Genomic DNA, 24,366 nt, shown 5'->3' on the forward strand with positions numbered 1-24,366 from the left:
CGGCTTTGCGCCATGGCGCTCAACGCCGCGACCCAGCGGCGGGAAAGGATCAAGCCGCTCAGACGCCCTTCAGCCCGGCCAAGCTGAGTTGAATCGGGACTTGATAGTCCTTGGTAACTAGGCTCGCTCGAAAAGACTTGCGAGGGTGAATCGTCAGCTCGTCCCCAATGATCGCGATGCGATCCACCAAGCTCGGCGCATCGTCGTAATGCGCCACCTCTGCGACCTTGGCGCTTTTCGAACGCTGCGTTTTCAGGTGGGTGACTTCAACGAACACCTCCGCGGGTTGGGGGTGCACCGGGACGGTCTGCTCGACGCGCACGTGGTACTGCTTGGTCGCCTTGACCTTGAGGCACACCCTGAGTGCCTCGCCTTGCGATTCGACCGAGTGTCGAAGCATCTCAAGCACTCGCTCCTGGTCCGCCGCGAGGACGCGCAGCGTTGCAAACGTTGCCTCGATGACCTTGGCCAGCTTTTTCTCCTCCGACAGGGCGTTGAATGCGAGATCCATACCGTACAGCGCAAAACGATGCCAGGGCTCCATGGCGTATTCGGTGGTCTCGACCGTTCCTTCGGGTCGCGATGGCGTAAGGCACAGGTAGAGATGGTCAGCACGGCCGATGGACACGCCCAGCTCTTCGCACTTCATCCCTACGCGCTGGCCAAGCGCAATGCATGCGCGTGGGAAGTCGTAGAGCTTTGACGCATAGCCTGGCATCGGCTCAGTGCGCTGCGGTGCAACGATGTTCTCGAAATACCGAATATCGCGAAGGGGCTTGGGCTTCTGGAGTGTCGAGTGCATGGGACTGTTGACGCAAGCGGCCGCGCCGTTGGGTGGAGGGACTTGAGCCCGGCACAAGACTCCCCCCTGTGCCTGGGTAGCCGACAAAGACATGACGAAAGATTTGCGCCGGCAAAAGCCCATCGCGTCCTGTCAGGCCGTCGCCTCCTCGGGCCATGGCAGGAAAGCGGGATCCGGCACAGCATCGCGCCGAGGATCCAATGCCCAGGCGACGACCGAAATCCTGGACTCATTCTGGAGCACGCGATCGACTTCGAGCGCGAGTTGTCGAACGGCTGCAACATGGGGTGGTGAACGTCTGCCGAGGAGCTTGCCGAGAATACCGGGTAGACCGACGGGCTCGACAAAGAGCTGCCATGCCTCGCCCGGAAGGTACCGTGCGAAGCGGACCCACAGGCGAAGCCCCCCGATACCGCATGGGATGCACCAGCCACAGTCGCGCCAGTTGTCGAATGCCTCGACAACCGGAAATGCAGTTCGCAAATGCTTTTCAATCTTCAGGGCCAAGTACGAACCCTCAGGTCCGAAAAGCTCCGAGTCAGAAGGAAAAGATGCCTGGAAGGTTGCAGTTGCGACGAGTCTCATGGGGCTCTGATCTTCGATGCAATCTATCGACGCAACAAGTCGTTTTCATTGGCAGGCCAGGTGATTCGACAAGTGAAGAAATGCAGGCCTCCTGCGCCCGGCCTGATTGGCACGAAAAGTGAGATGGAGTCGCTCATCTTCAGAGGCAATTGCGTTGAGGCCGGCGCCGGATGCCTCCTACCCCACTGCTCCACTGCCAAGCGACACCAGGGGCGGGGAACCTGAATCGGCCCTCTGGCAATTGACGCGATTCAGCCGGCCTCCGTCGCTCACGCGACGAGACGTGAGAGAAGCCCCTCGCATGTCCACACGCATGGGAAAGCCGTTTAGCGAGGCGAATGGTGAATTTGATTCATTACCTGCCGCAAACATATAAGAGCACCACAGTGCCGTTGGAGTACTGGATTCGGAGAACCCGTGCGACCGTCTGCTTCCCAGCTTCCTTTTGAAACCACGCTGAGCGGCTCGTTCCATGGCATCAGCCGATCGCGAGCTGTGCAACGCGGTGACGACATCGACGCCGAGCGGATCCTGCTCATTGACCACCGCTCGAGCCTTGACGAGTCGTTCAGCGAGGGGCTGGAGCAACATGGCTTTCTGGTTGACATCGCAAGTGGCGACGATGCCATCACGAATTCAGCTGTCGCAGGGGACTACGCACTCATCCTCCTGAATTCGATGCGCCCCGGCCTGGCCGGACTGAACGCCGTTCAATCAGTCCGGCGCAGAACCGATGCTCCCCTTCTCGTTCTCACCGACCGCGACAGCGTCGCCGCGCGCATGGCAGGCCTGGAACTGGGTGCAAGCGACTATCTGGTCAAACCGTTCTCGCTGTTCGAACTGCTTGCACGCGTCAAGGTGCTGGCCCGCCACCCGAACACGCACCGCCACATCAACATCAGCCTGCACCCGCAGCCGGTGCTGCAACTGGCCGATCTGGAACTCAACGAGCGTACGGCGAAGTGTTCCCGTGACGGGATCGAACTCGGATTGACCAAGAGGGAGTTCGCGTTGCTGCTGGTGCTTCTTCGCAACCAAGGCCGTGTCATGTCACGCCAGAAGCTCGCTCGGCGCGTATGGAACATGGATCTCGACGAAACGAGCAACGCAGTCGACGTGGCCATACTTCGTCTGCGCAGCAAGCTCGACGCACCGTTTGAAGCGAAGCTGCTGCACACCGTGCGAAGTCAAGGATATGTCCTGGAACAGCGTTCTGGCTCTTGATCGGCCTCAGTCTCGATCACGTCGCGACTAGCGCACGAGGGTCATGGCTTCTTGGTAGCTCGACCAGAACTCGGGGTGGCCCACAGGAGCGCCCCAGGAAGCCACGTAGTCGAGGAGCAACTCACGCTGGAGGCGGTCGCGTACGCGTCGGGCCATGTACGCCGTCTCGTTCTCGAAGTCCAGAAGCGCCCCTTCCGTGTAGAAGTCCCAGCGCGGCGAGTCCTTCATGGCTCGGACGTGGCGCTGGAGTTCGTTCGACTCGTACACGATGAACTCGTTGAGCGGCCACTCGACATCCTGCATGGTGCTTCTGAGGGCAATACCCGCGAAGCCGAAGCGGCGGCATGCGTACTCGACAACGAAGTAGTCGCCCGAACTCACCCGTGGCATGAAGGCCGTGAGCTCAGGTGCGCATGCTGGCGACCAGAGCAGCAGAGGCGGATCGGCGTCGTTGCTGCTGTAAGGCTGTGACGGAAAAACGAGTGGAGTCGCTTTGGCGCTGATCGGCCAGGTCAGCGTGCCAAAGGCAGCGACCAACGCAGGCAGCGGCACCTTGAGGACCGCCAGATTGAAGAACGGGCGGGCAAGTACAGACATCGGCGATTCGCTCCCTGTCGAAGTTTTCTTGACGTCCGGAAGTCGCCCGTCACTCATGGAGACAAGACACGTCAGTTGCTTGCAAGAACTGTTCGGCCTCCCGACCAGAGACTAGGCCTGCTGAACATTGAACGTGCCGCGCTCCAAGGCGCCGGTGCGCGCCGACGGCGCGCGCGTGCAATAGTCCAGCGGAAAGACCTGCACATAAGTCAATCCCAGCCGTTTCAGGCTGCGCCGGATTTCGGAAGGCGAATCGCTGGGCGACAACAGGACGCGGCCTTCGGTCGTGAGAAGCGCTATCGCGGCGATGTCGAAGCCGGCATGGGTGTCGCAGAACATCACCCCCGGGTAGATCAACCCGTTGGCCAGCCTGAGGACGACCGCCACGCTGAGCGAGCTGCCGTCGACCGGCACTTCGCCGGTTACTACCGGCTTCACCCAGGTCTCGTCCTGCTCCTCTTCGGCGTCTTCCTCCTCATCCAGGGCGAACTCCCAGACAGGAAACGCCTCGAGGTCCGAGGCCGTGAGCTCATCGACCGGCTTGCGTGTGGCGATAGTGGGCGGCATGGGTTGCGTTCCAGGGTTTGGTGGCAAAGACAGGGCGCGCAGTTCGAGCGAGCTAGGAGCTGACTTGGATCTTCGGCTTCTTGAGAGCTCTCACGCAGGCGCCGATCTCCTCCGGTTCATGTGTGCCCAGGTTGTGGCACTTCAGTTCCTGTTGCCACAATTGAAGTGAACTCAGCAGCCGTTTCAGCAGGAACGAGGTGGCCTTTTCCCTATCGTCATAGTCATGAGGCTCGAATTCGTCGAAGTCCGACGACTCGGCGGACACGAGTGTCTCGAAGGATTGCTTGAGCACTCTGACATGCGAGTAGCTGCGAAACGCTTCGTCAGCCTGCCGCTTGATGGTTCGCGCCCAAAGTTTCCGATGCAGCGCCTGCATGTCTGCCCGCAACAGAGCTTCGGATAACGGCAGACTTGCTGATGGCATATGACAGCGTCGAATAGGGGATAGGCACGGGCCTCGCGACTTCGGCGGAGTATATGGTTGCGACGATTCGCGACCGAAGAGGCACTCCGACGATTTCGAGGCCTGCTCAGCTCTCGATGCTGATCTTCAATCAGTCCCACTTTGGACTGCCACTCAAGCCAGCCCCGCCGTCGGAGATGGCGGCGAGATTCACTAGCGCGCAAGGAATGCGAGCGCCCTGCGTACGAAATCGCCATGGAACTGGAACACCGCGCCGTGTCCGGAATCGGGATAGATGATGAGTTCGCTGTTCGGGAGCCGCTCGGCCAGATCGCGGGTGTTTCTGCTCGGGACCATGCGATCGCTGTCGCCGTTCGCAACGAGGACGGGGTGATGAACCTTCGACAAGTCCGCAGGCGCCTTGTTGCCCCACCGGCGCAGCGCCTTCAACTGAGCCTGCAGCGCGGCCACGGTGATTTTCTTGTCGCGATCTTCGGTACGTTCCTGGATGCGCAGCAGGAACTCCTTGCCCGCGCGGATCCCGGAGGGCGTTCGGGTAAAGAACAGGAATTGCTTCGGGTCCTGGAAGCTGAGCCAGCCCCGAAGCATGTCGAGGTACGTCACCCGCGCCACCTTGCTGATGCCTTCGCCACCGGCGGGGCCCGTCCCCGTGATGATCATCTTGCGCACGAGCGCGGGCTTCATCAACACGATCTCCTGGGCGATCATTCCGCCCATCGAGAATCCGAAGAGGTCGACCTGATCGAAGCCCATTGCCTCGACGAAAGCGATCGCGTCCTGCGCCATCTCCTCCATCGATGCCGACGGAGAACCACTCGAAGCACCGACACCGCGGTTGTCGAACGCGATCACACGATGTCTGGCCGCGAACCCGTCGATGACCCGGGGATCCCAGTTGTCCAGCACCGCGGCCAGATGGATGAGGCACACAAGCGGTGGGCCGGGGTTGTCCGCCCCGAGTTCCCGGTAGGCGAACTTCACACCGCCCGCCGTGATCGTTCGCGTTCGTACGCTTTTCCAGGTGCTCTTCAATTCTTGCGGCTCGTTCATGTTGCTCCACCCTCACGGTGCTCATGTGGTCGGCTGATCAGCCTTGCTCGGCGTCTTGACTCGATCGTTGGTGCCGCTGGCGTCCCTCAAGCGGCAAGGACCGGATAGTCGGTGTAGCCCCTGGGGCCGGGGGTGTAGAACGTCGCCGTGTCGATGACATTCAGCGCCATGTCGTTTCGCATGCGCTCCACCAGATCGGGATTGGCAAGGAAGGAACGGGCAAAGGCGATGAGGTCCGCCTGGCCCGCTTCGAGCGCGCTTTCGGCCTTGGCGCGATCGAAGCCGCCGGCGAGGATGAACAGGCCCTGGAACGCGGTGCGCAACCGGGCTTTCAACTCGGCAGGCACCGGCGGAGCGCCCATCGCCGAGTGGTCCAGCAAGTGGACATACTGCAGGCCCAGCTTCGACAGCTTCTCTGTGAGCGCCAGGTATTGCGCCTCGACCTCGGGAAACGCGCCCGTGCTGTTGAACACGCCATACGGCGACAGCCGGATGCCGACACGCCGTGCACCGATGATGGCCGCAGTGGCACTGGCGACCTCGAGCGCGAAGCGGTTGCGCCCTTCGATGCCTGCGCCATAGGCATCGGTACGCTGGTTCACATTGGCGTTCAGGAACTGCTCGATCAGATAGCCGTTTGCGGCATGGAGCTCGACGCCGTCGAATCCTGCTTCGATGGCAAGCCGCGCAGCGTTCGCGTATTCGTCGACCGCGCGGGCGATATCGATCGCGGTCATGGCCCTCGGAACGCTGTGCGGTTGCATGCCCTGGGAGTCGGTGTGCATGTCGCCCGGGCACGGGCTGGCCATCGGTCCGAGCACTTCCGCACCCGCAGGCAGGTTGGCCGTGTGGCTCACGCGGCCGGTGTGCATGAGCTGGACGAAGATCTTGCCGCCCTTGGCATGGACCGCATCGGTGACAACCTTCCATCCGCGCACATGCGCCTCGTTGAAGAGGCCGGGAATGCGCGCATAGCCCAGGCCGTTGGGCGATGGCGAAGTTCCTTCGGTGATGAGGAGCCCCGCCGAAGCGCGCTGGCCGTAGTACTCGGCCATCAGGGTGTTGGGCGTATTGGCGTTGACCGCGCGGCTGCGCGTCATCGGCGCCATGACGGTTCGGTTGGCGAGCCGGATCGAAGGGGTGACGAGAGGTTCGAAAAGCATGGAAATCCTGGACAGATGGAGGTCGTTCGAGGCCTGGTCAGAAGCAATGGGCAGCTTCAGCGATCTGGCGCGTGTCGGGCTCACGACGCCTGCGGAAGGTAGCTGGGCCGCGCCGCGGTCATGCCCTGCTTGACCTGCAGGGTGAGGTCGTCCGCCAGCACCTCATCGAGGCCCGATTCGAGGCCATCGAGCGCGCGCCTGACGATCTCCTGCGCACTGGACTTCGGAACGTCGAAGCCACGCGTGAGGTCGGTGTCGACATAGGCCATGTGCAGCCCCAGCACCTGCGTCTTCTGCGCCGCCAGTTCGCTGCGCAGTGCATTGGTCAGCGACCAGGCCGCGGACTTGCTTGCCGAATAGGCAGCGAGCTCCCCGCCGTTCACCCACGAGGCCACGGACAGGACGTTGAGCAATGCCCCGCCGCCGTTGCCTTTGAGAATCGGCGCGAAGGCCTTGCTCATGCGCAGCACAGCGAAGAAGTTGGTTTCGAAGATCCGCCGTGCGACGTCCTCGCTGTCGGCCGCCAGAAAGCCTCCTGGCTGCGCAATGCCGGCGTTATTGATCACCAGCGTCGCATCGGATGCCAGCGCCGCAGCGGCCGCCACATCTTCCGGGCGGGTGACATCGAGCCGGAGGGCCTGCACACCGTCCTGTGTGACGGTTGCGGGATCGCGCGCGGCTGCGTAGACCTTGCGCGCACCGCGGGCAAGCAGCGCGCGCGCGAATGCCAGGCCGATGCCGCGGTTGGCGCCGGTGACGAGGGCAACAGTGTTTTCGATCTTCATGGGAATCTCCAAGGTGGAAAAAAGCAGCTTCACTTGAACTTGATGACGACCTTGCCCTTCGCTCGGCCCGCTTCGACATAAGCCAAGGCCTCGTTGATTGACGCGAAGGGAAAGATCCGATCGACGACGGGATGGATCGCTCCGGCTTCGATGAGGCGGGTGATCTCGCGCAGCTGGCTGCCGTTGGCCTTCATGAAGAGGAACGCGTAGTCGATGCCCCGGCCCTTCGCCTTGCGTCGAATGCCAGAGCTCAGCAGCCGCATGACCAGTTTCACGAAACCGGGTGCCGCGATTTCCTTGCCGAATTCGGGATCGGGCGGCCCGGAGATGGAGATGAGCTTGCCGCCCCTCTTGAGCACCCGCAGAGACTTCTCGAGCGTCTTGCCATCCTGGCTGTTCAGAACCACGTCGTAGCCGTACAGGATGTCCTCGAAGTCTTGCGACTTGTAGTCGACAACGACATCCGCACCGAGGGTCTTCACGAGCGCGACATTGCCCGTGCTCGTCGTGGTGGCGACCGTGGCGCCCAGATGCTTGGCCAACTGAATGGCAAACGTGCCCACGCCGCCCGAACCCGCCTGGATGAAGGCCTTCTGTCCCCTCTTCAGATTGGCCTTCACAACCAGCGCCTGCCACGCCGTCAGGCCCACCAGAGGGATGGAAGCGGCTTCCTCCATCGTGAGACCCCTGGGCTTGAGTGCCAGCGAGGCCTCCTTGACCGGCACGAATTCGGCGAAGGTGCCAATCCGGAAATCGTCGACTCGCGCATAGACCTCATCGCCTGTTCTGAAGTGCTGCACGCGCGGCCCCACCTTGGCCACGACGCCGGCAACATCGTGGCCCAGTACGAGGGGCAGGCGATAGGGCAGGATGAGCTTGAATTCGCCATCCCGTATCTTGGCGTCCAGCAAGTTGACGCCCGCGGCGTGGACCTGGACCAGAACCTCGTCGTCACGCAGCTCCGGCATCGGGATGTCTGCCGATCGCAAGGCAGCCTTCTTGCCGTATCGATCGAGAACAAATGCTTTCATGGTTCTCCTCCTTATTCCTGGCGCAACCAGGTCTGCGAACGACCCAGCATGGGCACACCGATGTAACCGCGCACGTCGAGCTTCCTGCCGTTGTCGCTCAGGCGCAATTTGCTGCGGTAGACCTTGCCGTTGTCCGGATCGAGGATCTGGCCGCCGACGTACTCGCCCCCCTCCCTGCTCAGACCGCTCAGGATCTCCAGACCGACGACAGGTGCGTCCTTGTTCGTGCCTTCGCACTTGGTGCACCTCGGATTCGAGTCTTCCTGGGGACCAGGAAACACCTTCTCGATCCTGCCCAGCAGCATTCCGCCCGACTCCGTGATGCGGATCAGGGCTCGCGGCTTGCCGCTGACGTCATCCATGTTCTTCCACAGACCTGTGGGCGATGTCTGGTCAGCGCGCGCATTGACGGCCGCGAGCGTTGCAGTCAGCGACATCGCCAGGAAGGAAAACGCGAGCCGGGTTGCGAGGCCGCGAGAAGCGGGTTTGACGGTTGCGCGTGCGCGCCATGCTGAGGGGCGGGAGTGATGCCCGACGTTTTTTCCTCGCCCATGCGACTCGTGCCCCATCAAGGCCGACAGGCCCGGCCAAGTGGAGAGAGGGACGTTGCGTCGAAGGGGAAAATCCAAATATCGCATGATGATCATCATATGTAGAGGCGAGCAAAAAGCCGTATGGATCGGTGAATTCAGGAATGGGCCAGGTGCTTCAGTGCCGCTTCGCGCAGGCTGTTCGACAGCGCTGGCTCGTCGACTGCACGAGCCAGCAGCAATGTGCCCACCATCGTGGCAATGGTCACGAGTGCGCGTTCATGCGCGCCGGACTGCCCCCAATCCGGCGACTGGCGGGCGACGAGATCGATCATTGCCTTGATATGCCGGGTGGTCACCCGGCGTACTTCGGGCGCTTGGCGCGGCGTTTCCGATCCCAGCGCGGCCAAGGGGCATCCCATCTCAATCTGCTCCAGATGCTCCTGCGAGAGATAGGTGCGAAGCATGCACTCCAGCGCTTGTTCCGAGGACACATTGGCAACAACGTCCGCCGCTGCCGCGGCAGACTCGGCGCACGCGCGGCCCGCTGCTTCCGCCAGCATGGCCTCGCGCGATTCGAAATGGGCATAGAAGGCGCCATGGGTCAGACCGGCCTCCTTCATGATGTCGGCGACCCCGGTGCCGTCATAGCCACTGCGACGGATCGCCCGCGCTGCGGCCACCACGATCCGTTCGTGGGATTCTTCCTTGGCCGCTGCTCGGGCGTTGCCTTTTGCATTTCGCATGATGATCATCATACATTAATTCAAACGTCTGTGTCGCGGTCCGATGGAGCTCGGTTCGTTGAAGAAGTCTGCAACGCCAAGCAGCTTGGCTTCGAGAACCCACGGGACCGGCCCCAGACCCGGCTAGGCGCAGCGGGACACAGACTTGCAGCAGGGGCTGCGCTCAGCCATCTCCGCTTGGTGAAGCAACGGCTCTTCGAGGCCGTCCCGGAGCGGAGCGTCCATGGATAGCACCCCCTGGGGCATACCACCCGGCCTTTTTCCGGACCGCGGAGCTCGGGTCCGACTGCACGGCCGCTTCGATCGCAGCCGCGGCATGCCGGTTGCCGTGGACGAACCGGCCGACGACCTCGATCGCCATGGCCCGAACATGCGCGCTGGGATCTTTCGCCAGCAGTTCCATCGCCCGCGGAAGAACCTCGGCCTCCTCCGGCTGGCACGATCCCTCCTTGCAACGATCGCAAGCCAGTGTGTGCAGTGTCGTGATCCGCACGCGCTGATCGGCGTCGTCCAGCATTGCGAGCAGGTCCGCCAGCGTGTCGGGCTGCAGGTATCGGTCGAGAAACCGGCAGCAGTGAAAACGCACGTCGGCATTGCCATGCCGCAGCCCGGCACGGACCGCGGGAAGCGCTCGCGCTCCCAACTGCAGCAAGCTCCTGTAGGCGGCGGTCGCCCGATACGGCACGGCCAGCACCTCTATCAGGTCGGCGGCTTCGTCTGATCGGCACAAGGAAATCACCATGAGGCAACCCTCCATCTCAGCGGGGTCGGCGGACGGACCGGCATGGTACGCGTTGCCTCGAACGGATGCCATGGAGAAGCGGCAATGTCCGCAACCGGCCCCGAGACCGCCTTCGACCTGTGCTGCCAGTCGTGCGGAAGCGGTTCGTCGATGCGACTCCGTTCAAGTGGGGCGGTCTGGTCATCACACCGGGAAGGAAGGTGCCGTCCGCAAGTGCGGTGTGCATCGATTGCCCGATCAGCAACCAACCGTTCCAAGCATTGTGCTTCTAGCGCCGCATTGCCATTCCTAGGATGAGGCCCTTTTTCTTGACTCTCCAGAGCCCACTCGATGAACCGTCTTCCTTTCGAAGTCGAGCTTGAGGCGCGCAGAAAAACGACATCACGTTCCACGATCCATTAAGCTATAAAAAATAACCAAAAAAACGATCCGTACCCGCGGCGCTCCATCACCCTCTTCTCTCGTGAATGCTTGTTCGCGAGAGGGCCAACACGAAGCAATGGCAGATTTCGAACTCGCCCAGAAAGACGTCGCGTTGATGGAGCATGCACTGAGGCTCACCTCGGGTTTTGGTCCCTGGCCCGCAGGCTCGATGCAACGACTGCTCGCAAAGTCGCGCGTCAGGCGCTTCGCCCGGCACGAGCTTGTCGGGGTCGAGGCAGGTGAGCCCTGGACCTTCACGATCATCTCGGGGCATGTCATCGTCAGCCGCACGCCGCCCCGGGGGCCGCGCGCTCCGGTGACGCTGCTGGGCCCTGGCAGCCTGATCGGCTTGGTGCGCCTGCTTGAGAACACGCAAGGCATGGAAAGTCCGGAGCCGGATCAGCGGGTTCTCTATGACTTCAGTGCCTGTCTCGATACGACAGTCGTTCAGATGCCAACGGCGCTAATCCTGCAGTTTCTCGACGAACAGCCTGCGCTGTGGAGAGACATGACCGTCATGCTGATGAAGCAGCATCGACAGGTACTGGATACCCTGCTCGGTGCCTGGATGGGCTCCTTTTCCCAGCGCCTGGCATCGACACTCGAAAGACTGGCGATGCTCTACGGAAGCAAGGAAGGATCAGTCATCAAGATCGGCCTGCGGATCACCCAGGAAGACCTCGCGGCCCTGTTGCAGGTCACGAGGCAGTCCGTCAACAAGGCCCTTCGCAAGCTGGCCGAAAGCGGCGCGATTGGCCTCAACTACAACTCGATCAGCGTGCTTGATCTGAAGGTCCTGCGAAGTCATTCGAGTGCTGTTCTGTAGGCTCGCACAGGAATCGCCGAGCACTGCCCAGGCGCAGCAGCCGGGCTAAGCCTGCGCCTGCGACGAGCACGGCACGCTGACCACGCAGGTGGGCGGTGGGGCACGAACAGTGCGGGGCAAAGCCCGCCCCCCGCTTCCCCGAGCGACAGAAGGCGTGCGCAGACGCATGCACGAGGGTGTCACACAACGGGAATGAAGCCCTTTCTTTGCTGGAAGACTTCGTTGTGCCCGAATGTTCCCTGCGGTGAAATCTTGAAGTAGCGCAGGATGATGCGCTCGATGATGCAGGCGGCGTTGTTGTACGACTCCGGAGTGGGATGACCTGCCTGCCAGCCCTTATGGGTAAACAAGAGCAACAGCCCTTCCAGCGTATACGGCACGCCTTCCAAACTGAGAGGCGTGCGTTTTTCTTCCCTGAAGAGCCGCTCCAATGTCTCGACACGCGCATTGTTCCAATACAGATTCTGAGGATCGTTGGGCCCCTGAAGTGCCTTCTTGACGATCCGCTCGTGGCGCAGGGTGTCGTTGTGGTCATCCTGGATCAGGTCGAGCTCGTAGGTTGCGAGCATGTCCTCACCACCCGCAACCATGAACGCCGGATACAGCCCATCGTCTGTCTTCAGGTAGTTCGAATTGGCGAGATAGGGGTGAAGGGTGCTTTGCGCGCGCTGCCGGAACGGTGCCTTGATGGACACGAACTGCTGAGTGGGCGACGCAAAGTCCTTCAGGCGCGGATAAGGCACGTTTGCGAACGGCTTTGGAACAGGCTGCCTTGTGGGGTAGCCGACCCCAAGCCCGACGATCGGCTTGGCAAACTGATTGTGCAGGTCCGTGACCTTGCGTTGCACGTCGGGCCTCGTGTGCCGCGTCCCTTCAGTCTGAGCCACATCCTGGTCCATCAGAAGAATCTGCTGAGGTCGGTACGGCAAGGAGTCGGCAAACGCCAGTGCCGCGGCGCGGGCAGCACCAAAGCCGGTCATCTTTCCGCCGTCCCAGCCGATCAGGTGCATGTTCCGGAAGCTGTTCATGATGCGCGACAGCGCACCCTGATAGGTCCTGAAATCGAGTTTGTGGACGAGGAGATACAACGGCTCGTTTCGAAGATTCGCCGGATGCCATGCAAGGCTGTGGTCCGCGTTCAGATCCTGGGCCAGCTTCAGCGCGTTCCCTCCGCTGATGACGATGACAGGCACGCTCGAGGAGCGCAGATGAGGCGTGTGGGAGGGACCTGCACGCAGGAACGAGAACCAGCCGGTGCCCTGCAGATGAGGGTTGTCGTTTTGCGTCGCGAGCAAGCGGCACGTGTTGACGCGTTTTTCCAGGACCTCCTTCATCGTCTGAATTGCTGGCACGCTCTGGATCTTCTCGACAACGATCGGCGCATATTTGCATGCGGGGCGCGTCGCAGGATCGGCCCAGTCTGGGTTGATCCTGATTTCGATGGGTGCGGACATTGGCCTTCCTTTGTCTTGACTGACGATAGAGCCTCGTGCAGCAGTGGACCCATCCACGCCCGAAATTCGACTCTCGGATCACGCCGTGCGTTGGTACCCAATTCACGCGGTACGAAGAGCTCGACAGCCCTCTGTCCTGTTCCCGGATTGCAATGAAGACAAGCCTGGGCCGTTTCGTTTGCCAGACATGTTGAAGACCGCGGGCACCGGCGACTGTGGAACTTGACCTGGCTGTCGAGGCTCGGGGAGGTATCTCCGGCTCTCCGTTTGAGAAACCGCGATCAGAAGACACAACGCAAAGCGAATGCTGCAGGCACGAAGATCATTCCGTCCCTCTCAAGACGATCGCCATCCCCAGAATACGGGAGGGCCCGAGACTTCTCTACTTCCTATTTCTTACTATCTGCAGCAAAAGGAGTTGCAGGCATTTCCGCTCATGTTCTCCAGCAGCGAAATCCCGGAGTTCCTGCGCACCAGACTCCCGCTGACGGAGGGTTCGCGAAGCTCAGGCTCGCACCGAAGAAGTCCGGGTTCTTGCGGCAACAGCACAACCAGGAATTCGCTTGTGCTTCGGAAATCTTCAGCGGAGCGCTACCGCCCGGGTTCCCTCGGGCGGCAGCGCTCTCGCTTCTCACTGGTTCTTCTTCGTCTGAGCCAGGATGTCCACCACGACACGGCGGTCCGGCTGCAGGCAGGCAATCAAGCGTGGCGTGCGCTGCGTGCCTAAACAATCGCGCGTCACAGGCTCGCGCTCCCCCATCGATCGCACGTCCATGGGCACATTCACGCCCGCCCCCTTGAGGTAGTCGCGCACGGTGTTGGCACGTCGCAGCGCCAGCTCTTCGTTGTAGGCCTCTGCGCCGAGTCGGTCGGTGTGCCCCGTGATCGTCAGGCTTTGCACCTGCATCTGCTGGCCTTGCAGCGCGCGAGCCAGCGCGTCGAGTTCACTGCGCCCCTTCGGCAGCATGTCGGCCGCGCTCGAACGATCGAAGGCAAAAAGAGCATCCGCACTGAGGGTCACGCGCTGGATCGTCGGCGCCGCCGGCACCGGCGCTGGTGCGGCAGCCGGCGTCATGACGGGTGTGAGTGCGCAGTTCTGTCCCTGGCACCAGTTGTAGCGCTCGTCGTGCAGGCTGCTGCAGCCCGCGAGCACGAGCGCGGCAACGGCCGCAGTGCCGAGAGCGAGCAAGCTCGGCGCGTTCTTCTTCGGAGTGTTCTTCGTGTGCATGGGTTGTTTCCTTGTCGTTGTCGAGAGTTGCGCCACGCTCACCATGCCACCCGCACACCGAGCTGCCCCGAGACGCCTTCGCGGTGAGCGCCGCTGAGCGAGCGCTGATACTGCAATCCGCCATAGAGGTAGGTCGTCCTGCTCAGCGGCAGCTGTGCCCCGACACCTACCTCTGCCCAGGTCTGCTTGCCCCATTCACTCACCGCGGTGCTGCCGATGGTCACGGCTTCTGGATCCTTGAACTCGTGCAGCAGATTGGCAGTGAAGTAGAACGTGTTGGTGCGCGTGAGCTGGTCGCTGCGCTCGGCCTTGTCGTTCCAGCTCAGGCGCGCTCCCACGCGCCCGCGCAGGCTCTCGCTAGTGAAGCCGCCCACCGGGGACACGTTGTCTACGAAGCCGCGGTAGCGCGTGACCTGGTAGGTCAATTGCGCCTGCGGCTCGATCAGCCACTGGCTTTCTCCGATCTGCCAGGGGCGCCCCACCTCGACGCTCAGCCCCAGGCCGGCGCCCTTCTGTTTGCCCTCGCCGCCGTACCTGTCGGTGTAGTCATTGCGCACCGAATGCAGCTGGCCCACCAGGTCGAGGTAGCTGCCGTTGTCGGCATAGCGCGTGTGGTACGCGCCCAGAGTCAGCATCTCGCCCTTCATCTTGCCGGTGTCGTAGCCCATGCCCGCATCCCCGCGGCGGCGATCATTGAAGTTGACGTTGGTGCGCCCGTAGCCCACGCTGATGCCCGTGTGGCTGCGTGACTTGTCACCGGCGTCGCCGCTGTAGCGGATCGCCAGATCCTTGCCGAGCTGGAAGTACTGCATCTCCTGTTCGAACCCGAACTGGCGCTTGCCATCCACGTCCAGGCGCTGTGCGTGCAGGCGCATCCAGACCTGGTCCTCCGGCGCCTTGGCGTCACAGCCGCAGTAGTCCCACTTGAGCGTCTGCTGCTCGCCCACCCGCTTGTGCAGACTCCCCAGCAGGCCCAGGCCCAGCTCGGCCGTGGCCAGCTGCCCCATCACGTAACCCGACGCCGCGGGACGGAACACCTCGGGCGCCGGCACCGGGGCCGGTACAGGTGCAGCTCCCGGAATCACCCCGGGGATGGGTGCGGGGTTGTACACGCTGCTCAGATAGAAGCTGTTGGCGTCGCCGTCGGTGCGACCGCCGCGGTGCAGCCCGTACTCGAACGCGCCGGCCTGCACCGGGGCGGCCAGGGTGAAGTTGCCCTCCGATGAGGTACCGGTGACCTTGACCACCTGGATGCCGTTGATCGTGGCGGCACCGGCGCCGCCCGCGTTGTTCACGAGTACGCGGGTGGTACCGCCGGTGTTGCCATTGACGACCAGCTTGTCGGTGACGCTCGCATCATTGCCGAGCACCGTGTTCAGCTGCACGATGCCATTCGCCCCGGCGTAGTTGCCGAAGATGCTCAGCACGTTGCCCGGCACGCCGGACGCACTGCGCAGGTTGATCAGGCCCGCGTTGTGCACGTCGCCGTTCACGGTGAAGGCGGACTGCCCCAGCGACACGCTGCTGGAGGACCGGATGAACAGGCCCAGGGGATTGCCGCTGCCATCCACGCCCGCGCCCACCGTCAGAGGCGTGCCGGCGAGGATCAGGCGCGTGTTGTCCAGGGTGATGCTTTCCCAGTTGCGCAGGGTGTCGCCGCCCGCGGTGGCCGTGACGCCCTGCAGGGTCAACCGGTCGACCCAGCCATCGGTCGCAGACACATCGTCGCCGCCATCGAGGATCTGGCTGCCGTTGTAGCCCGCTGCGGACACGAGGGCCGTGTCGGAGCCGTTCTGACCGAAGAAGCCGCCCGACAACGTACCGCCGGACCAGGTGAAGCGGTCGTCATCGGCACCGGCGTCGATCTTGCCCTTGACCGAACCTGCGACCAGGCTGATCGAGTCGTTGCCGGCATTGGTGAGGATGTCCCCGGTCACGGAGCCGGAACTCGTCACCACGACTGCGCCGGTTTCATCCAGGACAGCAGTGCCGGAGCGGGAGCCGTCGAGCATTGCGCTCGAGGCGATGTCGATGGTGCCGCCACCAGCCCCCGAGGTGTGCACGGCCGCAGCAGTGCTTCCCGAGCCACCGATCGCCGATCCGGCCACCGAGACCGCATAGCGCCCGCTTCCTCTCGCATAGGCTGCGATGCCGTTGCTGTTGGCGCCAGTCGCCGACGCCGTGAGGCCCGCAGCCTGAACGGCCGTCGCCGTGCCGGCACCCGAGGAGACTGCGGCAACCGCGATGGCATTGATGCCGTTCGCCGTCACGCTGCCGCCGCGTTGCTCCGTCGTGGCGTTGCCGCTGCCACTCGCCACGGTACCCAGCGCACCGCCGAAACCGTTGGTGACGATCGAACCTCCCGTCTGTACCGCGTGGGCATCGCCGGTGCCCAAGGTCTGGGCGACGACCCCGGCGTTGGTGAAGGTCGAGGACGCAGCGTTGATCGATCCTCCGGTCTGCGTCGCCGTGGCGCTGCCGTTGCCGCGTGCCAGTGCATAGACCGCATGCGATCCGTTCGTCGTGATCGAGCCCCCGTTCTGCGTAGCGACGGCGGCACCCGTGCTGTAGGTCTCGGAGAAAAGCGCCACGCCGCTTCCTCCCGTACCTGTCGTCGAAATCGAGCCACCGTTCTGGATCGCGGACGCGGTGCCGCCGCCGTCCGTGCGCACCGCGATGCCGAAGGCGTTCTCGCCCACGGCGTTGATCGTGCCTCCGTTCTGCACCACCAACGCATTGCCGCCTTGTGTCTGATACGCCTGCGCGCCGATGGTGGGGCCGCCGGCCGTGCCCGCCATCGTCGTGATGCGCACGTCGCCGTTGATCTGCACCTCGCGCGTGCCGGCGCCCGCGCCGCCGCGGTTGGCCACGGCGATCACGGGTGTAGCGGGCTGGACTGTCAGGGCGCCGGCGGTTCCGTCCAGGACCAGCTTCGCGTCAGGCGTCGAGTAGAAGATGCCGCTGGCATAGGGTGCGGCATCGGTCGCGGGCGAACCGTCGCCGTTGCAGGTGACGGTGCCGCCCGCTGCGATGGTGCCGCACTCGCTGGCCGCCCAGGCGGGTGATGCGCCACCGAACGCCGCTGCGGCCAGGAAGGCCGCGCCGAGCACCGCGCCTGAAGATCTCTTGCCGCGCGCGGCGCTGACCTCGCTCGCCGCAACCCAAGCGCCGAGCGCTTCGTTGTAGACACTCCGAAATGTCCTGTTCATCTTGTTCCCTCGTACTCCATATAGATCGGTCGCCGAATGCGCAGCCGTGTTGGGTGGATGGCTCGAATGCAGAAGCTCGCCGCCATCGAGAACACCAAGCTGGTCGCGATTTCGAGGCCGTGCGACCGTGCAAGGCCTCGAAGTAGCGCGGAATCTATCCGTGCGAAGGAGGGGGAGGAGAGACTGATTTGCCTCGAATGTCTGGCACCCGACATTCGAGGTATTTCTTCTTTTCAAATTGTGAACAATGCCCAGTCGCCAGGTTCCTCGTGACCAGACCGCGTCTTGGCTAAGAGGCGGCGGCGAGTGCTGCGCTGAGATCACGCACATGCGATCCGGCCCGGACAATGTCCTACACACTCCCCATCGACCTCTGCCGAGAATGGTTCTACCAAGGAGGCCCGATGGAACAAGACGACCAAGCGAGCGCTTCGGCGCCATATGCGCCCCTTGGGCAGGCAGCGCTCCGCGATTTCTTCCTTCGCTATGGGCGCGAGTTCAATGAGGGACTTGCTGGAAGGCTGAACAGGCGGGCCTTGTCCGACCTGTACGCCGAAGCCTTCATCGCCTCTGCCCCGGCCGGAGTGGTCATCGGACGCAACGACTCGGAATTTGCGCGCGCCACGAGCGAAGGCTTTCGTCGATACCAGGATACTGGAATGAAGCGAATGGAACTGGAAGGCGTTACCGTCTCCAGCATCGATGCGCTCCATGCGATCGCTCATGCGGCGTGGAACGCCGTGTACACCGTGGAGGGCGGCGAGAAATCGATTCGTTTTACGAATACCTACCTGCTGCGGCTTGACGCGCTCGGTGCCCTGAGGGTCTTCGGCTGGATTACCGGGGACGAAGAGGAAGCGATGCGCAAACACGGGATAGGTGATCGTCCGACCACATCATCTTGACCCCAGCAGGCCTGCCTGGAGCCCCGCGGACAACCGGCGCTTCGCTATCGGCTGCGAGATGAGGGGGGCCCCTCGAGCCCGCTGACGCTACGCTGGCACGGTGGTTTCGTCTTCAGCACTCCAGAGTCGGCCGACCGTCCGCAGGGTCTGCCCTTCGCGTCGGAACTTCGACGCGGACCGCGACGCGATGTACATCGCCGCGACGGACGGCATGTTCCGCAAGTCGACATCTACGCTGGCGACGACACCGAGCGTGCCAGCTCTCAACGCCTTGATTGTTGCGTTTAGGGGGAGAAGCCATATCTGCAGAGGTGTTTCGAATAATTCGTTTAGCGCCACCATCTCGGCCGGGACTTCCAAAAGGCCCCGTCCGAACGACCCAGCAACTGCAAACTCACGGGGAACGAAAATGAAAGAGCACGACGTGCTGGATCCAGCCAGCGCAGCTGAAGCGGAGATGGCTGCGGCGGCTCATCAATGTCTGGTGGCGGCCCTGGATCGCTCAAAAGCTGAACACATCAAAGTCATCCTTGATTCCGCAGAGAGCGAACCGGGAAGAATGCGCCTGTCTTGGAACTCCCTCCGAGAGCGCTGCGATTCTTTGCTGAAGTGCTCCGGCAAATGGCGAAGCGCGAGCCCATGTTACTGATGCCTCAGAAGCATGAACTCACGACCCAAGATGCGGCGAACTTCCTGAACGTCTCTCGCCCTTTCGTCGTGAAAGAGATCGAAGCTGGCAACCTTGCCTGCAGGCTTGTTGGCGCTCATCGGCGAATCGAGTTTCAGGAATTGAGGCGCAATATGGCTGAGCAGATGAAGCGATCGGAAGAAAACTTCAAGAGCTCACCGCTCTTTCGCAAGACCTTGGCCTGGGGCCGTGATCGCTACACGGCAAGACGTCTTTCGCCATCGATTGCTGATGGCAGTAAGAGCGCCACCACTTTTTCGATCGCCCATCTTATAAAGTCATTGATGGCATCGGACCGGTGAGTTCGAGCCCAGTTGGAGGGGAATGAAAGAACGCGGTCCACACGATGTGGGATGCCATGTTCTGCCCCGCACCGCCTGCGCAACAAACCGCAAAGTCGCGAAATCTTCGGGCAATGTCGTCGCGGCAACCTTGGGGCACCATCAGCCAAGCAGCCAAGCAGCCAAGCAGCCAAGCGGCCAAGCGGCCAAGCGGCCAACGGCCTTCCACTTTCGAAGAAAGCATGCCCGTGTTCGATCCCATGCCCACCTACACTGCCTCAAGGATGTATCGCGAACCCAAGCTGTTTTTTGGCGCCCTTGCCGTGGAAAGCAATCCGGCCGTCGCGCACCGCATGAAGCGCATCCTGGGCCTGCTCGCCCCGGGGCGCCGCGTGGTGCTCGCACCCACGTGCGAGGAGGCCAACGCGATGCTGGCCGCACTGCCCTTCGATCTTGTGTTCGTCGACATGCAGCTCTATCCGATCGGCGACGCAGCGGCGTTGATCGCCGACATCCGCGCGAAGCTGCCGCGTACGCAGGTCATCGCAATGTCGGATACGGACGAGAGGGGACTGGTGATATCGGCCTTCGCCTCAGGCGCGACAGGCTATCTGGTGAGGGACGCGGATGATGCCGAGATCGCGCACACCCTGCGCTCGCTTGCAACCGGCATTGCGCTGGACCCGCGAGTGGCTGGACATCTGCTGGCCATGCTCGCCGAGACATTTGCGCAGTCGAGCGCCGACCTCCAGGCGCAGGACGACTTCAGCGCCTGCCGGAAACTCGAGCTCAGGCCTCGGGCAACCGCAGAGGGAACGCGCCACGACCTTCCGGACTGAAGCCCCCTGCCCGGCGACGCGGACGGGCCTCAAAGAGGCAGGATCGCGGCGCGCACCACGCCCCGGCCGTCTCATCCAGCCGCGTGCTCCGATGCCGCCTTGCTGCATGGGCCGTGTCCGCGGGCTTGCAGGTTTCGTGGGTTCATGCGGATGCCTGTGCTCTCCTGTTGTTCATGCAGCCATTGAACGACGCGCTCGGCGCGCCGCACACCGATGCCGCGCACCGGATACCACCAGGTGGTGCCCGTGTCGTTGATGCGCTGCGCCAGTTGCTCCAGCGTGCCGAAGCCCGCCTGCGCAAGCCTTTCGGACAACAAGGGAGCGAACCAGACCGCCACGCTGTCGTGTGCCTGCGGCGCCTCCGCGCGCGATCGAACGTTCTGCGCGGGATACGCCGGCGCGACGGCGTGTGGCCCTCCCAGCCCGCCGGCCTCGATGTCGACCGCCCGTATGCGGGACGTTCTGGTTTTCCGAGCGCTCGGAGGGTGATGGAGCCAGCCCGCAGCCGCCCCCTCATCCTGCGCGGCAAGTCGCGGGATGCTTGTCATGTGTCTCCTGTGTCAGGGTTCTCGTGCGCGAACGGAGCGGAGCACGCACGAATGCGCCTACCCCGACGATCCGCGCGTACCGTGGATCAGATCGAGTAATCCCTGCACGGGACATGCCAGGCATCTGCGCGTTGATCCCCAAGGTGTTTCTCATGCACCGGGCAGCCGATGCACGCCATTCAGACAAACTGCATGTCCAATATTCGGACATGTGTCTGAGTGCCGATCAGTATTTACCAGACAGAGGGGTTGGGGTGGGCTGCGTCCCATTGCAGCCGCTGGCGGACCTGCCGAACGCCGATGAGGTGCTGGCGGTCATGCCTGGCCGAGTCGCGGCAGCACGCATCGACGCGCAGTGCGGCATCCCTGGGCTTCAGGGACAAGGGGACGTGGGGTCGCGAAGACCGAGCCGCACCGCTTCGGCCGTTGCCACTCAATGGTGGGCGCCGCGCAGTGTGCCTCCACCGAGGCGGACAGGATTCCAGAGTGCTCGCCGCATTCAATTGCTCGCAGCGCGCAACGCCTCGCTGCGCCGGGCGAAGCGGGCCGCCCATTCCTCGGCGGGCATGAAGCTGGGGTCCGAGCGCACCACGCGCTCGGTCTGGGCCCAGATCGCCTCGTCCGCCTCGTCGAGATCCAGCGGATCGCCGTGCGGCTGGCTCACGTACCAAGGCGTGTCGAGGTAGACCTCCACCGTGTTGTCTTCCGGGTCCATGCAGTAGATGGACAGCGCGTTGCCGTGGTTCAGGCCACGCATCTTCGTCGCGCCCAGCGACAGCGCGCGCCGTCGCGCTTCGCGCAGGTGGTCGATGGTCTTCACCTTGAACGAGAGCTGCATCACAGTGCTGGGCGCGTCCGCAGCACGACCACCGGCCAGCACCAGCTGGTGGTGCTGGTCATCGCGTCCGCTCAGGAACACGAGCTCGTAGCGGAAGGTACCGCCGATGCCCCGGTCGGTTTCCTGCATGTCGAACACGCCCGTGTAGAAGCGCTTCATCACCACCAGGTCGCGGCAGAAGATGCCGCAGTGCGACAGGTTGGGAATGTAGGGAACGTTCACGATGGCCTCGGTCTGGGTTCGATGGGATGCGGGTGGATTCACGGGATCAGCACGAGCTTGCCGAGCGAGCCGCCGCGGTCCAGCAGCTCGTGCGCGCGCCGCGCCTCGGCCAGCGGCATGCGGGTAGCGCGCGGTGCGCGCACCTTCCCTGCCGCCATCAGCGCGATGGCGTCCTCCATCAGCCCGCGGCGCTGCACGATGTCGCTGTCGACGGTGTGGATCGAGAAAGTGCGGATCGCCAGGCTGCGGCCGAGCAGCTTGCGCAGCTCGTCGAAGACGTCGTTCGCGGGCGGGCCCGAGAGGATGTTGTAGGACACTGCCATGCCGAAGGGCGCGAGCGATCGCAGGCAGGCGATGAAGAGCGCCCCGCCGACGTGGTCGAACGCGAGGTCGGCGCCGCGTCCGTCGGTCAGCGTCATCACGCGCGCGGGCAGCGTCGCCGGGTCGCCGTCGATGACCTCGCTCACGCCGTTGTCCAGCGCGAAGGCGCGCTTTTGCTCGGAGGAAGCCGTGCCGATCACGCGCAGCCCGCGTGCACGCGCGACCTGCGCCAGCGCGGTCGCGACGCCGCCCGCGGCGCCCGGCACGAGGATGGTCCGTGCCGGCAGATTGCCGTTGCTCGCCAGCAGGGCCAAGGCGAGCTGGAAGTTGCCCAGGCTCACGGCGTCTTCGAAGGCCAGCGTGGCGGGCAGCGCGAAGGGCACCGATTCGCCCACGCAGATGTGCTCGGCATAGCAGCCGCCGCGCTGCGCGAGCTCGCGCGCGCTCACGAGCACGCGATCGCCCGCGGCGAGCCGGGTGACGCCGGCCCCGACCGCATCGACCGTCCCCGCCATCTCGTTGCCCGGGATCGCCGGCAGCGGCGGCATCCACTTGTAGGTGCCGTTGCGGATGAGCACGTCCGGCCCGCCCGCGCCGATCGCGGCGGCCCGCACGCGCACCTGGCCCGGGCCCGGCTCGGGCAGTGGCAGTTCGACCAGCCGCAGAACCTCGGGACCACCCGTTTCGGACAACTGCACGGCGCGCATGGTGTGCTTCGTCATGCTCAACGCTGCCCGTCGTGCACCGAGACCTGCTCCTTGGCCAGGCCGCCCAGGCGCGCGTGGACGCGTCCGCCGTCGGCCATCACCAGCGCGAAGAGAATCTCGTCGGGCCGCGGCGCGTCCTGGATACCTACCTCGAATGTATTGAAGTGGCTGCGCACGTAGGCGGCATGGATGTAGTGCAGCGGCACCATGAGGCGATAGCCGGTGGCCGCGACGACCTTGGCCGCGGGCACGATGGCCTTGGGATCGCCCAGCACCTGGCGCATGGCCCAGCCGCCGGCCTCGTGCCAGACCGCGCCGTGCTCCAGCTCCCCGTTGACGCCGACGATGGCCGCCTTGCTGTACGCCTCGACCTTGTCCTTGCCCAGCGTGGCCACGAGTTCCTCGGCCAACGAGGTGCCGAGGCTTCGCAGTTCCGCCATGAAAGGCAGCAGGTCGGGTTCGTAGCGCCCGGCGTAGGGATTGCGGATCACCGCACATGCGGCGGCGATGCGCAGCGGCTTCGCGGGTGCCGGGCCGCCTTCGTGGAAGACAGTCTCCACGGTGAGGCTTCTCTTGCGCAGCGCGATCAGTGACATGGCTTGATTCCTTCGTTCTTCATTTCGTTTGTCCGTTCATTCGCTCATTGCCTGGGAATCTTCGCGTCGGCCACCACCTGGGTCCACTTCTCGAGTTCCCGGGCCACGAGGGCCTTCATTTCCTCGGGCGTGCTGCCGCGCGCCTCGCCGCCCATGTCTTCCAGGCGCTGGCGCACCGACGGGGCCTGCAGCGCGTGCAGCGCCTCGGCATTGAGCCGATCGACGATCGGGCGCGGCGTGCCCGCCGGTGCCAGGATGCCCGCCCACGAGCGCACGTCATACCCCGCCACGCCCTGCTCAGCAACCGTCGGCACCTTCGGCAGGCCCGGCCAGCGCTGCGGCCCCGTCGTTGCCACGGCGCGCAGCTTGCCGGCCTGGATGTTCGAGAGCACCGCCGTGGGCGGTGCGATGATGAAGGGCACCTCGCCGCCGAGCAGCGCGGTGACGGACGCGGCGTCGCCCCGGTAGGGCACATGCATCATCGACACGCCAGCCATCTTGGTGAGCAGTTCGCCCGCGAGGTGGTGCGTCGACCCGATGCCGGCCGTGCCGTACGCGACCGTTCCCGGCGCGGCCTTGGCCGAAGCGAGGATCTCGGCGAGCCCCTGCGCCTTCGAGCCCGCATTGACGACGATCAGGAAGGGGAAGTAGGTGACGGTGGACACGGCCTCGAAGTCGGCCACGGTCTTGTAGGGCAGCGCGTTGTATAGCGCCCCTGCCACCGCATGCCCGCCGGTGGCCAGCAGCAGCGTGTAGCCGTCGGGTTTGGCGCGCGCCACGGTGGCCGCCGCGATGGTGCCGCCCGCGCCCGGCTGGGCCTCGACCACGATCGGCTGGCCGAACGCCTTGCCCATCTCGACGCCCACGGCCCTGGCGATCGCATCCGCGTTGCCGCCCGGGGCGAAGCCCTGGTAGAGCTTCACTGCACGCTCCGGATAGCCCTGCGCAAGGGCCTGGCAGGCCGGCCATGCGGCGGCCGTCGCCGCACAGGCGGCGAGAAGGGTTCTTCGTTTCAAGGTCTTGTCTCCTGGTGCG

Annotated in this window: 26 protein-coding genes; 6 read left to right on the plus strand and 20 right to left on the minus strand. The window is 63.8% G+C overall.

Annotated features, from left to right (window positions below; all coding sequences use genetic code 11):
* Positions 1-58: 58 nt before the first annotated feature.
* Both EJP69_RS19185 and EJP69_RS19190 read right to left on the minus strand, forming a co-directional pair.
* Positions 59-802, minus strand: coding sequence for a hypothetical protein (locus EJP69_RS19185; RefSeq protein WP_126472111.1), 744 nt, complete (start codon positions 800-802; stop codon positions 59-61).
* A gap of 132 nt (positions 803-934) precedes the next feature.
* The gene (locus tag EJP69_RS19190) at positions 935-1,387 is read right to left on the minus strand and encodes a hypothetical protein (protein WP_126472112.1); all 453 of its coding nucleotides are present in this window, start codon (positions 1,385-1,387) and stop codon (positions 935-937) included.
* A 417-nt stretch (positions 1,388-1,804) separates the two neighbouring features.
* Here EJP69_RS19190 and EJP69_RS19195 point away from each other — a divergent pair, with 417 nt between their 5' ends.
* Complete coding sequence (locus EJP69_RS19195) at positions 1,805-2,611, plus strand: winged helix-turn-helix domain-containing protein (RefSeq protein ID WP_126472113.1); 807 nt, start codon at positions 1,805-1,807, stop codon at positions 2,609-2,611.
* 27 nt (positions 2,612-2,638) lie between these two features.
* Here the strand turns inward: EJP69_RS19195 and EJP69_RS19200 are convergent, their stop codons facing one another.
* The 10 genes from EJP69_RS19200 to EJP69_RS30110 form a co-directional block, all read right to left on the minus strand.
* The gene (locus tag EJP69_RS19200; protein ID WP_093307225.1) at positions 2,639-3,208 is read right to left on the minus strand and encodes a hypothetical protein; all 570 of its coding nucleotides are present in this window, start codon (positions 3,206-3,208) and stop codon (positions 2,639-2,641) included.
* A gap of 111 nt (positions 3,209-3,319) precedes the next feature.
* Positions 3,320-3,775, minus strand: coding sequence for a hypothetical protein (locus EJP69_RS19205; RefSeq protein WP_126472114.1), 456 nt, complete (start codon positions 3,773-3,775; stop codon positions 3,320-3,322).
* 52 nt (positions 3,776-3,827) lie between these two features.
* The gene (locus tag EJP69_RS19210) at positions 3,828-4,151 is read right to left on the minus strand and encodes a hypothetical protein (protein ID WP_148112195.1); all 324 of its coding nucleotides are present in this window, start codon (positions 4,149-4,151) and stop codon (positions 3,828-3,830) included.
* Between the two features lie 240 nt (positions 4,152-4,391).
* Positions 4,392-5,249 carry an alpha/beta fold hydrolase gene (locus EJP69_RS19215; protein WP_093307228.1) on the minus strand — a complete coding sequence of 286 codons (858 nt, stop codon included), beginning with the start codon at positions 5,247-5,249 and terminating at the stop codon, positions 4,392-4,394.
* A gap of 86 nt (positions 5,250-5,335) precedes the next feature.
* The gene (locus tag EJP69_RS19220; RefSeq protein WP_126472116.1) at positions 5,336-6,412 is read right to left on the minus strand and encodes an alkene reductase; all 1,077 of its coding nucleotides are present in this window, start codon (positions 6,410-6,412) and stop codon (positions 5,336-5,338) included.
* 80 nt (positions 6,413-6,492) lie between these two features.
* Positions 6,493-7,197 (minus strand): SDR family oxidoreductase, encoded by a 705-nt coding sequence (locus EJP69_RS19225; protein WP_093307272.1) that lies wholly within the window; start codon positions 7,195-7,197, stop codon positions 6,493-6,495.
* Positions 7,198-7,226: 29 nt separating this feature from the next.
* A complete protein-coding gene (locus tag EJP69_RS19230) occupies positions 7,227-8,228 on the minus strand; it encodes an NADP-dependent oxidoreductase (RefSeq protein ID WP_126472117.1) in 1,002 nt (333 codons plus the stop codon).
* A gap of 11 nt (positions 8,229-8,239) precedes the next feature.
* Positions 8,240-8,665 (minus strand): DUF2147 domain-containing protein, encoded by a 426-nt coding sequence (locus tag EJP69_RS19235; protein ID WP_126472322.1) that lies wholly within the window; start codon positions 8,663-8,665, stop codon positions 8,240-8,242.
* A gap of 251 nt (positions 8,666-8,916) precedes the next feature.
* Positions 8,917-9,516, minus strand: coding sequence for a TetR/AcrR family transcriptional regulator (locus tag EJP69_RS19240; protein ID WP_126472118.1), 600 nt, complete (start codon positions 9,514-9,516; stop codon positions 8,917-8,919).
* A 151-nt stretch (positions 9,517-9,667) separates the two neighbouring features.
* On the minus strand, positions 9,668-10,318 hold the full coding sequence (locus tag EJP69_RS30110; protein WP_420824224.1) for a HEAT repeat domain-containing protein: 651 nt from the start codon (positions 10,316-10,318) through the stop codon (positions 9,668-9,670).
* A 427-nt stretch (positions 10,319-10,745) separates the two neighbouring features.
* On the opposite strand from EJP69_RS30110, the gene EJP69_RS19250 reads away from it, so the two are divergent.
* Complete coding sequence (locus EJP69_RS19250) at positions 10,746-11,495, plus strand: Crp/Fnr family transcriptional regulator (protein ID WP_093307234.1); 750 nt, start codon at positions 10,746-10,748, stop codon at positions 11,493-11,495.
* Between the two features lie 179 nt (positions 11,496-11,674).
* On the opposite strand, the gene EJP69_RS19255 is transcribed toward EJP69_RS19250, so the two are convergent.
* From EJP69_RS19255 to EJP69_RS19265, 3 genes are all read right to left on the minus strand, one after another.
* Positions 11,675-12,949, minus strand: coding sequence for a hypothetical protein (locus EJP69_RS19255; RefSeq protein ID WP_093307235.1), 1,275 nt, complete (start codon positions 12,947-12,949; stop codon positions 11,675-11,677).
* Positions 12,950-13,580: 631 nt separating this feature from the next.
* Positions 13,581-14,177, minus strand: coding sequence for an OmpA family protein (locus EJP69_RS19260; RefSeq protein WP_170217173.1), 597 nt, complete (start codon positions 14,175-14,177; stop codon positions 13,581-13,583).
* Positions 14,178-14,215: 38 nt separating this feature from the next.
* Positions 14,216-17,386, minus strand: coding sequence for an autotransporter outer membrane beta-barrel domain-containing protein (locus EJP69_RS19265; protein WP_170217200.1), 3,171 nt, complete (start codon positions 17,384-17,386; stop codon positions 14,216-14,218).
* Between the two features lie 404 nt (positions 17,387-17,790).
* Between EJP69_RS19265 and EJP69_RS19270 the strand changes: the two genes are divergently transcribed.
* From EJP69_RS19270 to EJP69_RS19280, 4 genes are all read left to right on the plus strand, one after another.
* On the plus strand, positions 17,791-18,291 hold the full coding sequence (locus EJP69_RS19270) for a hypothetical protein (RefSeq protein WP_103893629.1): 501 nt from the start codon (positions 17,791-17,793) through the stop codon (positions 18,289-18,291).
* Positions 18,292-18,478: 187 nt separating this feature from the next.
* A complete protein-coding gene (locus EJP69_RS29895) occupies positions 18,479-18,940 on the plus strand; it encodes a hypothetical protein (protein ID WP_240652210.1) in 462 nt (153 codons plus the stop codon).
* Positions 18,913-19,281: a helix-turn-helix domain-containing protein gene (locus tag EJP69_RS29900; protein WP_240652211.1), complete on the plus strand. Its 369-nt coding sequence runs from the start codon at positions 18,913-18,915 to the stop codon at positions 19,279-19,281. The genes EJP69_RS29895 and EJP69_RS29900 overlap by 28 nt, the downstream gene beginning before the upstream one ends.
* 221 nt (positions 19,282-19,502) lie before the next feature.
* Entirely contained in the window at positions 19,503-20,099 is a 597-nt protein-coding gene (locus EJP69_RS19280; protein WP_206169355.1) for a response regulator, read from the plus strand.
* Between the two features lie 71 nt (positions 20,100-20,170).
* Here EJP69_RS19280 and EJP69_RS19285 read toward each other — a convergent pair whose 3' ends face one another.
* The 5 genes from EJP69_RS19285 to EJP69_RS19305 all read right to left on the minus strand — a co-directional run bounded on the left by EJP69_RS19285 (position 20,171) and on the right by EJP69_RS19305 (position 24,347).
* Positions 20,171-20,647, minus strand: coding sequence for a phage integrase family protein (locus EJP69_RS19285; RefSeq protein WP_240652212.1), 477 nt, complete (start codon positions 20,645-20,647; stop codon positions 20,171-20,173).
* Positions 20,648-21,146: 499 nt separating this feature from the next.
* A complete protein-coding gene (locus EJP69_RS19290; RefSeq protein WP_126472122.1) occupies positions 21,147-21,707 on the minus strand; it encodes a VOC family protein in 561 nt (186 codons plus the stop codon).
* 38 nt (positions 21,708-21,745) lie between these two features.
* A complete protein-coding gene (locus tag EJP69_RS19295; RefSeq protein WP_126472123.1) occupies positions 21,746-22,750 on the minus strand; it encodes a zinc-dependent alcohol dehydrogenase family protein in 1,005 nt (334 codons plus the stop codon).
* 2 nt (positions 22,751-22,752) lie between these two features.
* Positions 22,753-23,331, minus strand: coding sequence for an amino acid synthesis family protein (locus EJP69_RS19300; protein WP_093209424.1), 579 nt, complete (start codon positions 23,329-23,331; stop codon positions 22,753-22,755).
* Between the two features lie 44 nt (positions 23,332-23,375).
* The gene (locus EJP69_RS19305) at positions 23,376-24,347 is read right to left on the minus strand and encodes a tripartite tricarboxylate transporter substrate binding protein (RefSeq protein ID WP_126472124.1); all 972 of its coding nucleotides are present in this window, start codon (positions 24,345-24,347) and stop codon (positions 23,376-23,378) included.
* Positions 24,348-24,366: the final 19 nt, after the last annotated feature.

The organism is Variovorax gossypii (assembly GCF_003965815.1).
Lineage (GTDB): Bacteria > Pseudomonadota > Gammaproteobacteria > Burkholderiales > Burkholderiaceae_C > Variovorax > Variovorax gossypii.

Bases quoted from the DNA above. Each gene is read 5' to 3' on its own strand.
- EJP69_RS19185 (WP_126472111.1), bottom strand. From the start codon at position 802: ATGCACTCGACACTCCAGAAGCCCAAGCCCCTTCGCGATATTCGGTAT.
- EJP69_RS19190 (WP_126472112.1), bottom strand. From the start codon at position 1,387: ATGAGACTCGTCGCAACTGCAACCTTCCAGGCATCTTTTCCTTCTGAC.
- EJP69_RS19200 (WP_093307225.1), bottom strand. From the start codon at position 3,208: ATGTCTGTACTTGCCCGCCCGTTCTTCAATCTGGCGGTCCTCAAGGTG.
- EJP69_RS19205 (WP_126472114.1), bottom strand. From the start codon at position 3,775: ATGCCGCCCACTATCGCCACACGCAAGCCGGTCGATGAGCTCACGGCC.
- EJP69_RS19210 (WP_148112195.1), bottom strand. From the start codon at position 4,151: ATGCAGGCGCTGCATCGGAAACTTTGGGCGCGAACCATCAAGCGGCAG.
- EJP69_RS19215 (WP_093307228.1), bottom strand. From the start codon at position 5,249: ATGAACGAGCCGCAAGAATTGAAGAGCACCTGGAAAAGCGTACGAACG.
- EJP69_RS19220 (WP_126472116.1), bottom strand. From the start codon at position 6,412: ATGCTTTTCGAACCTCTCGTCACCCCTTCGATCCGGCTCGCCAACCGA.
- EJP69_RS19225 (WP_093307272.1), bottom strand. From the start codon at position 7,197: ATGAAGATCGAAAACACTGTTGCCCTCGTCACCGGCGCCAACCGCGGC.
- EJP69_RS19230 (WP_126472117.1), bottom strand. From the start codon at position 8,228: ATGAAAGCATTTGTTCTCGATCGATACGGCAAGAAGGCTGCCTTGCGA.
- EJP69_RS19235 (WP_126472322.1), bottom strand. From the start codon at position 8,665: ATGTCGCTGACTGCAACGCTCGCGGCCGTCAATGCGCGCGCTGACCAG.
- EJP69_RS19240 (WP_126472118.1), bottom strand. From the start codon at position 9,516: ATGATGATCATCATGCGAAATGCAAAAGGCAACGCCCGAGCAGCGGCC.
- EJP69_RS30110 (WP_420824224.1), bottom strand. From the start codon at position 10,318: ATGGCATCCGTTCGAGGCAACGCGTACCATGCCGGTCCGTCCGCCGAC.
- EJP69_RS19250 (WP_093307234.1), top strand. From the start codon at position 10,746: ATGGCAGATTTCGAACTCGCCCAGAAAGACGTCGCGTTGATGGAGCAT.
- EJP69_RS19255 (WP_093307235.1), bottom strand. From the start codon at position 12,949: ATGTCCGCACCCATCGAAATCAGGATCAACCCAGACTGGGCCGATCCT.
- EJP69_RS19260 (WP_170217173.1), bottom strand. From the start codon at position 14,177: ATGCACACGAAGAACACTCCGAAGAAGAACGCGCCGAGCTTGCTCGCT.
- EJP69_RS19265 (WP_170217200.1), bottom strand. From the start codon at position 17,386: ATGAACAGGACATTTCGGAGTGTCTACAACGAAGCGCTCGGCGCTTGG.
- EJP69_RS19270 (WP_103893629.1), top strand. From the start codon at position 17,791: ATGGAACAAGACGACCAAGCGAGCGCTTCGGCGCCATATGCGCCCCTT.
- EJP69_RS29895 (WP_240652210.1), top strand. From the start codon at position 18,479: ATGTACATCGCCGCGACGGACGGCATGTTCCGCAAGTCGACATCTACG.
- EJP69_RS29900 (WP_240652211.1), top strand. From the start codon at position 18,913: ATGGCGAAGCGCGAGCCCATGTTACTGATGCCTCAGAAGCATGAACTC.
- EJP69_RS19280 (WP_206169355.1), top strand. From the start codon at position 19,503: ATGCCCGTGTTCGATCCCATGCCCACCTACACTGCCTCAAGGATGTAT.
- EJP69_RS19285 (WP_240652212.1), bottom strand. From the start codon at position 20,647: ATGACAAGCATCCCGCGACTTGCCGCGCAGGATGAGGGGGCGGCTGCG.
- EJP69_RS19295 (WP_126472123.1), bottom strand. From the start codon at position 22,750: ATGACGAAGCACACCATGCGCGCCGTGCAGTTGTCCGAAACGGGTGGT.
- EJP69_RS19300 (WP_093209424.1), bottom strand. From the start codon at position 23,331: ATGTCACTGATCGCGCTGCGCAAGAGAAGCCTCACCGTGGAGACTGTC.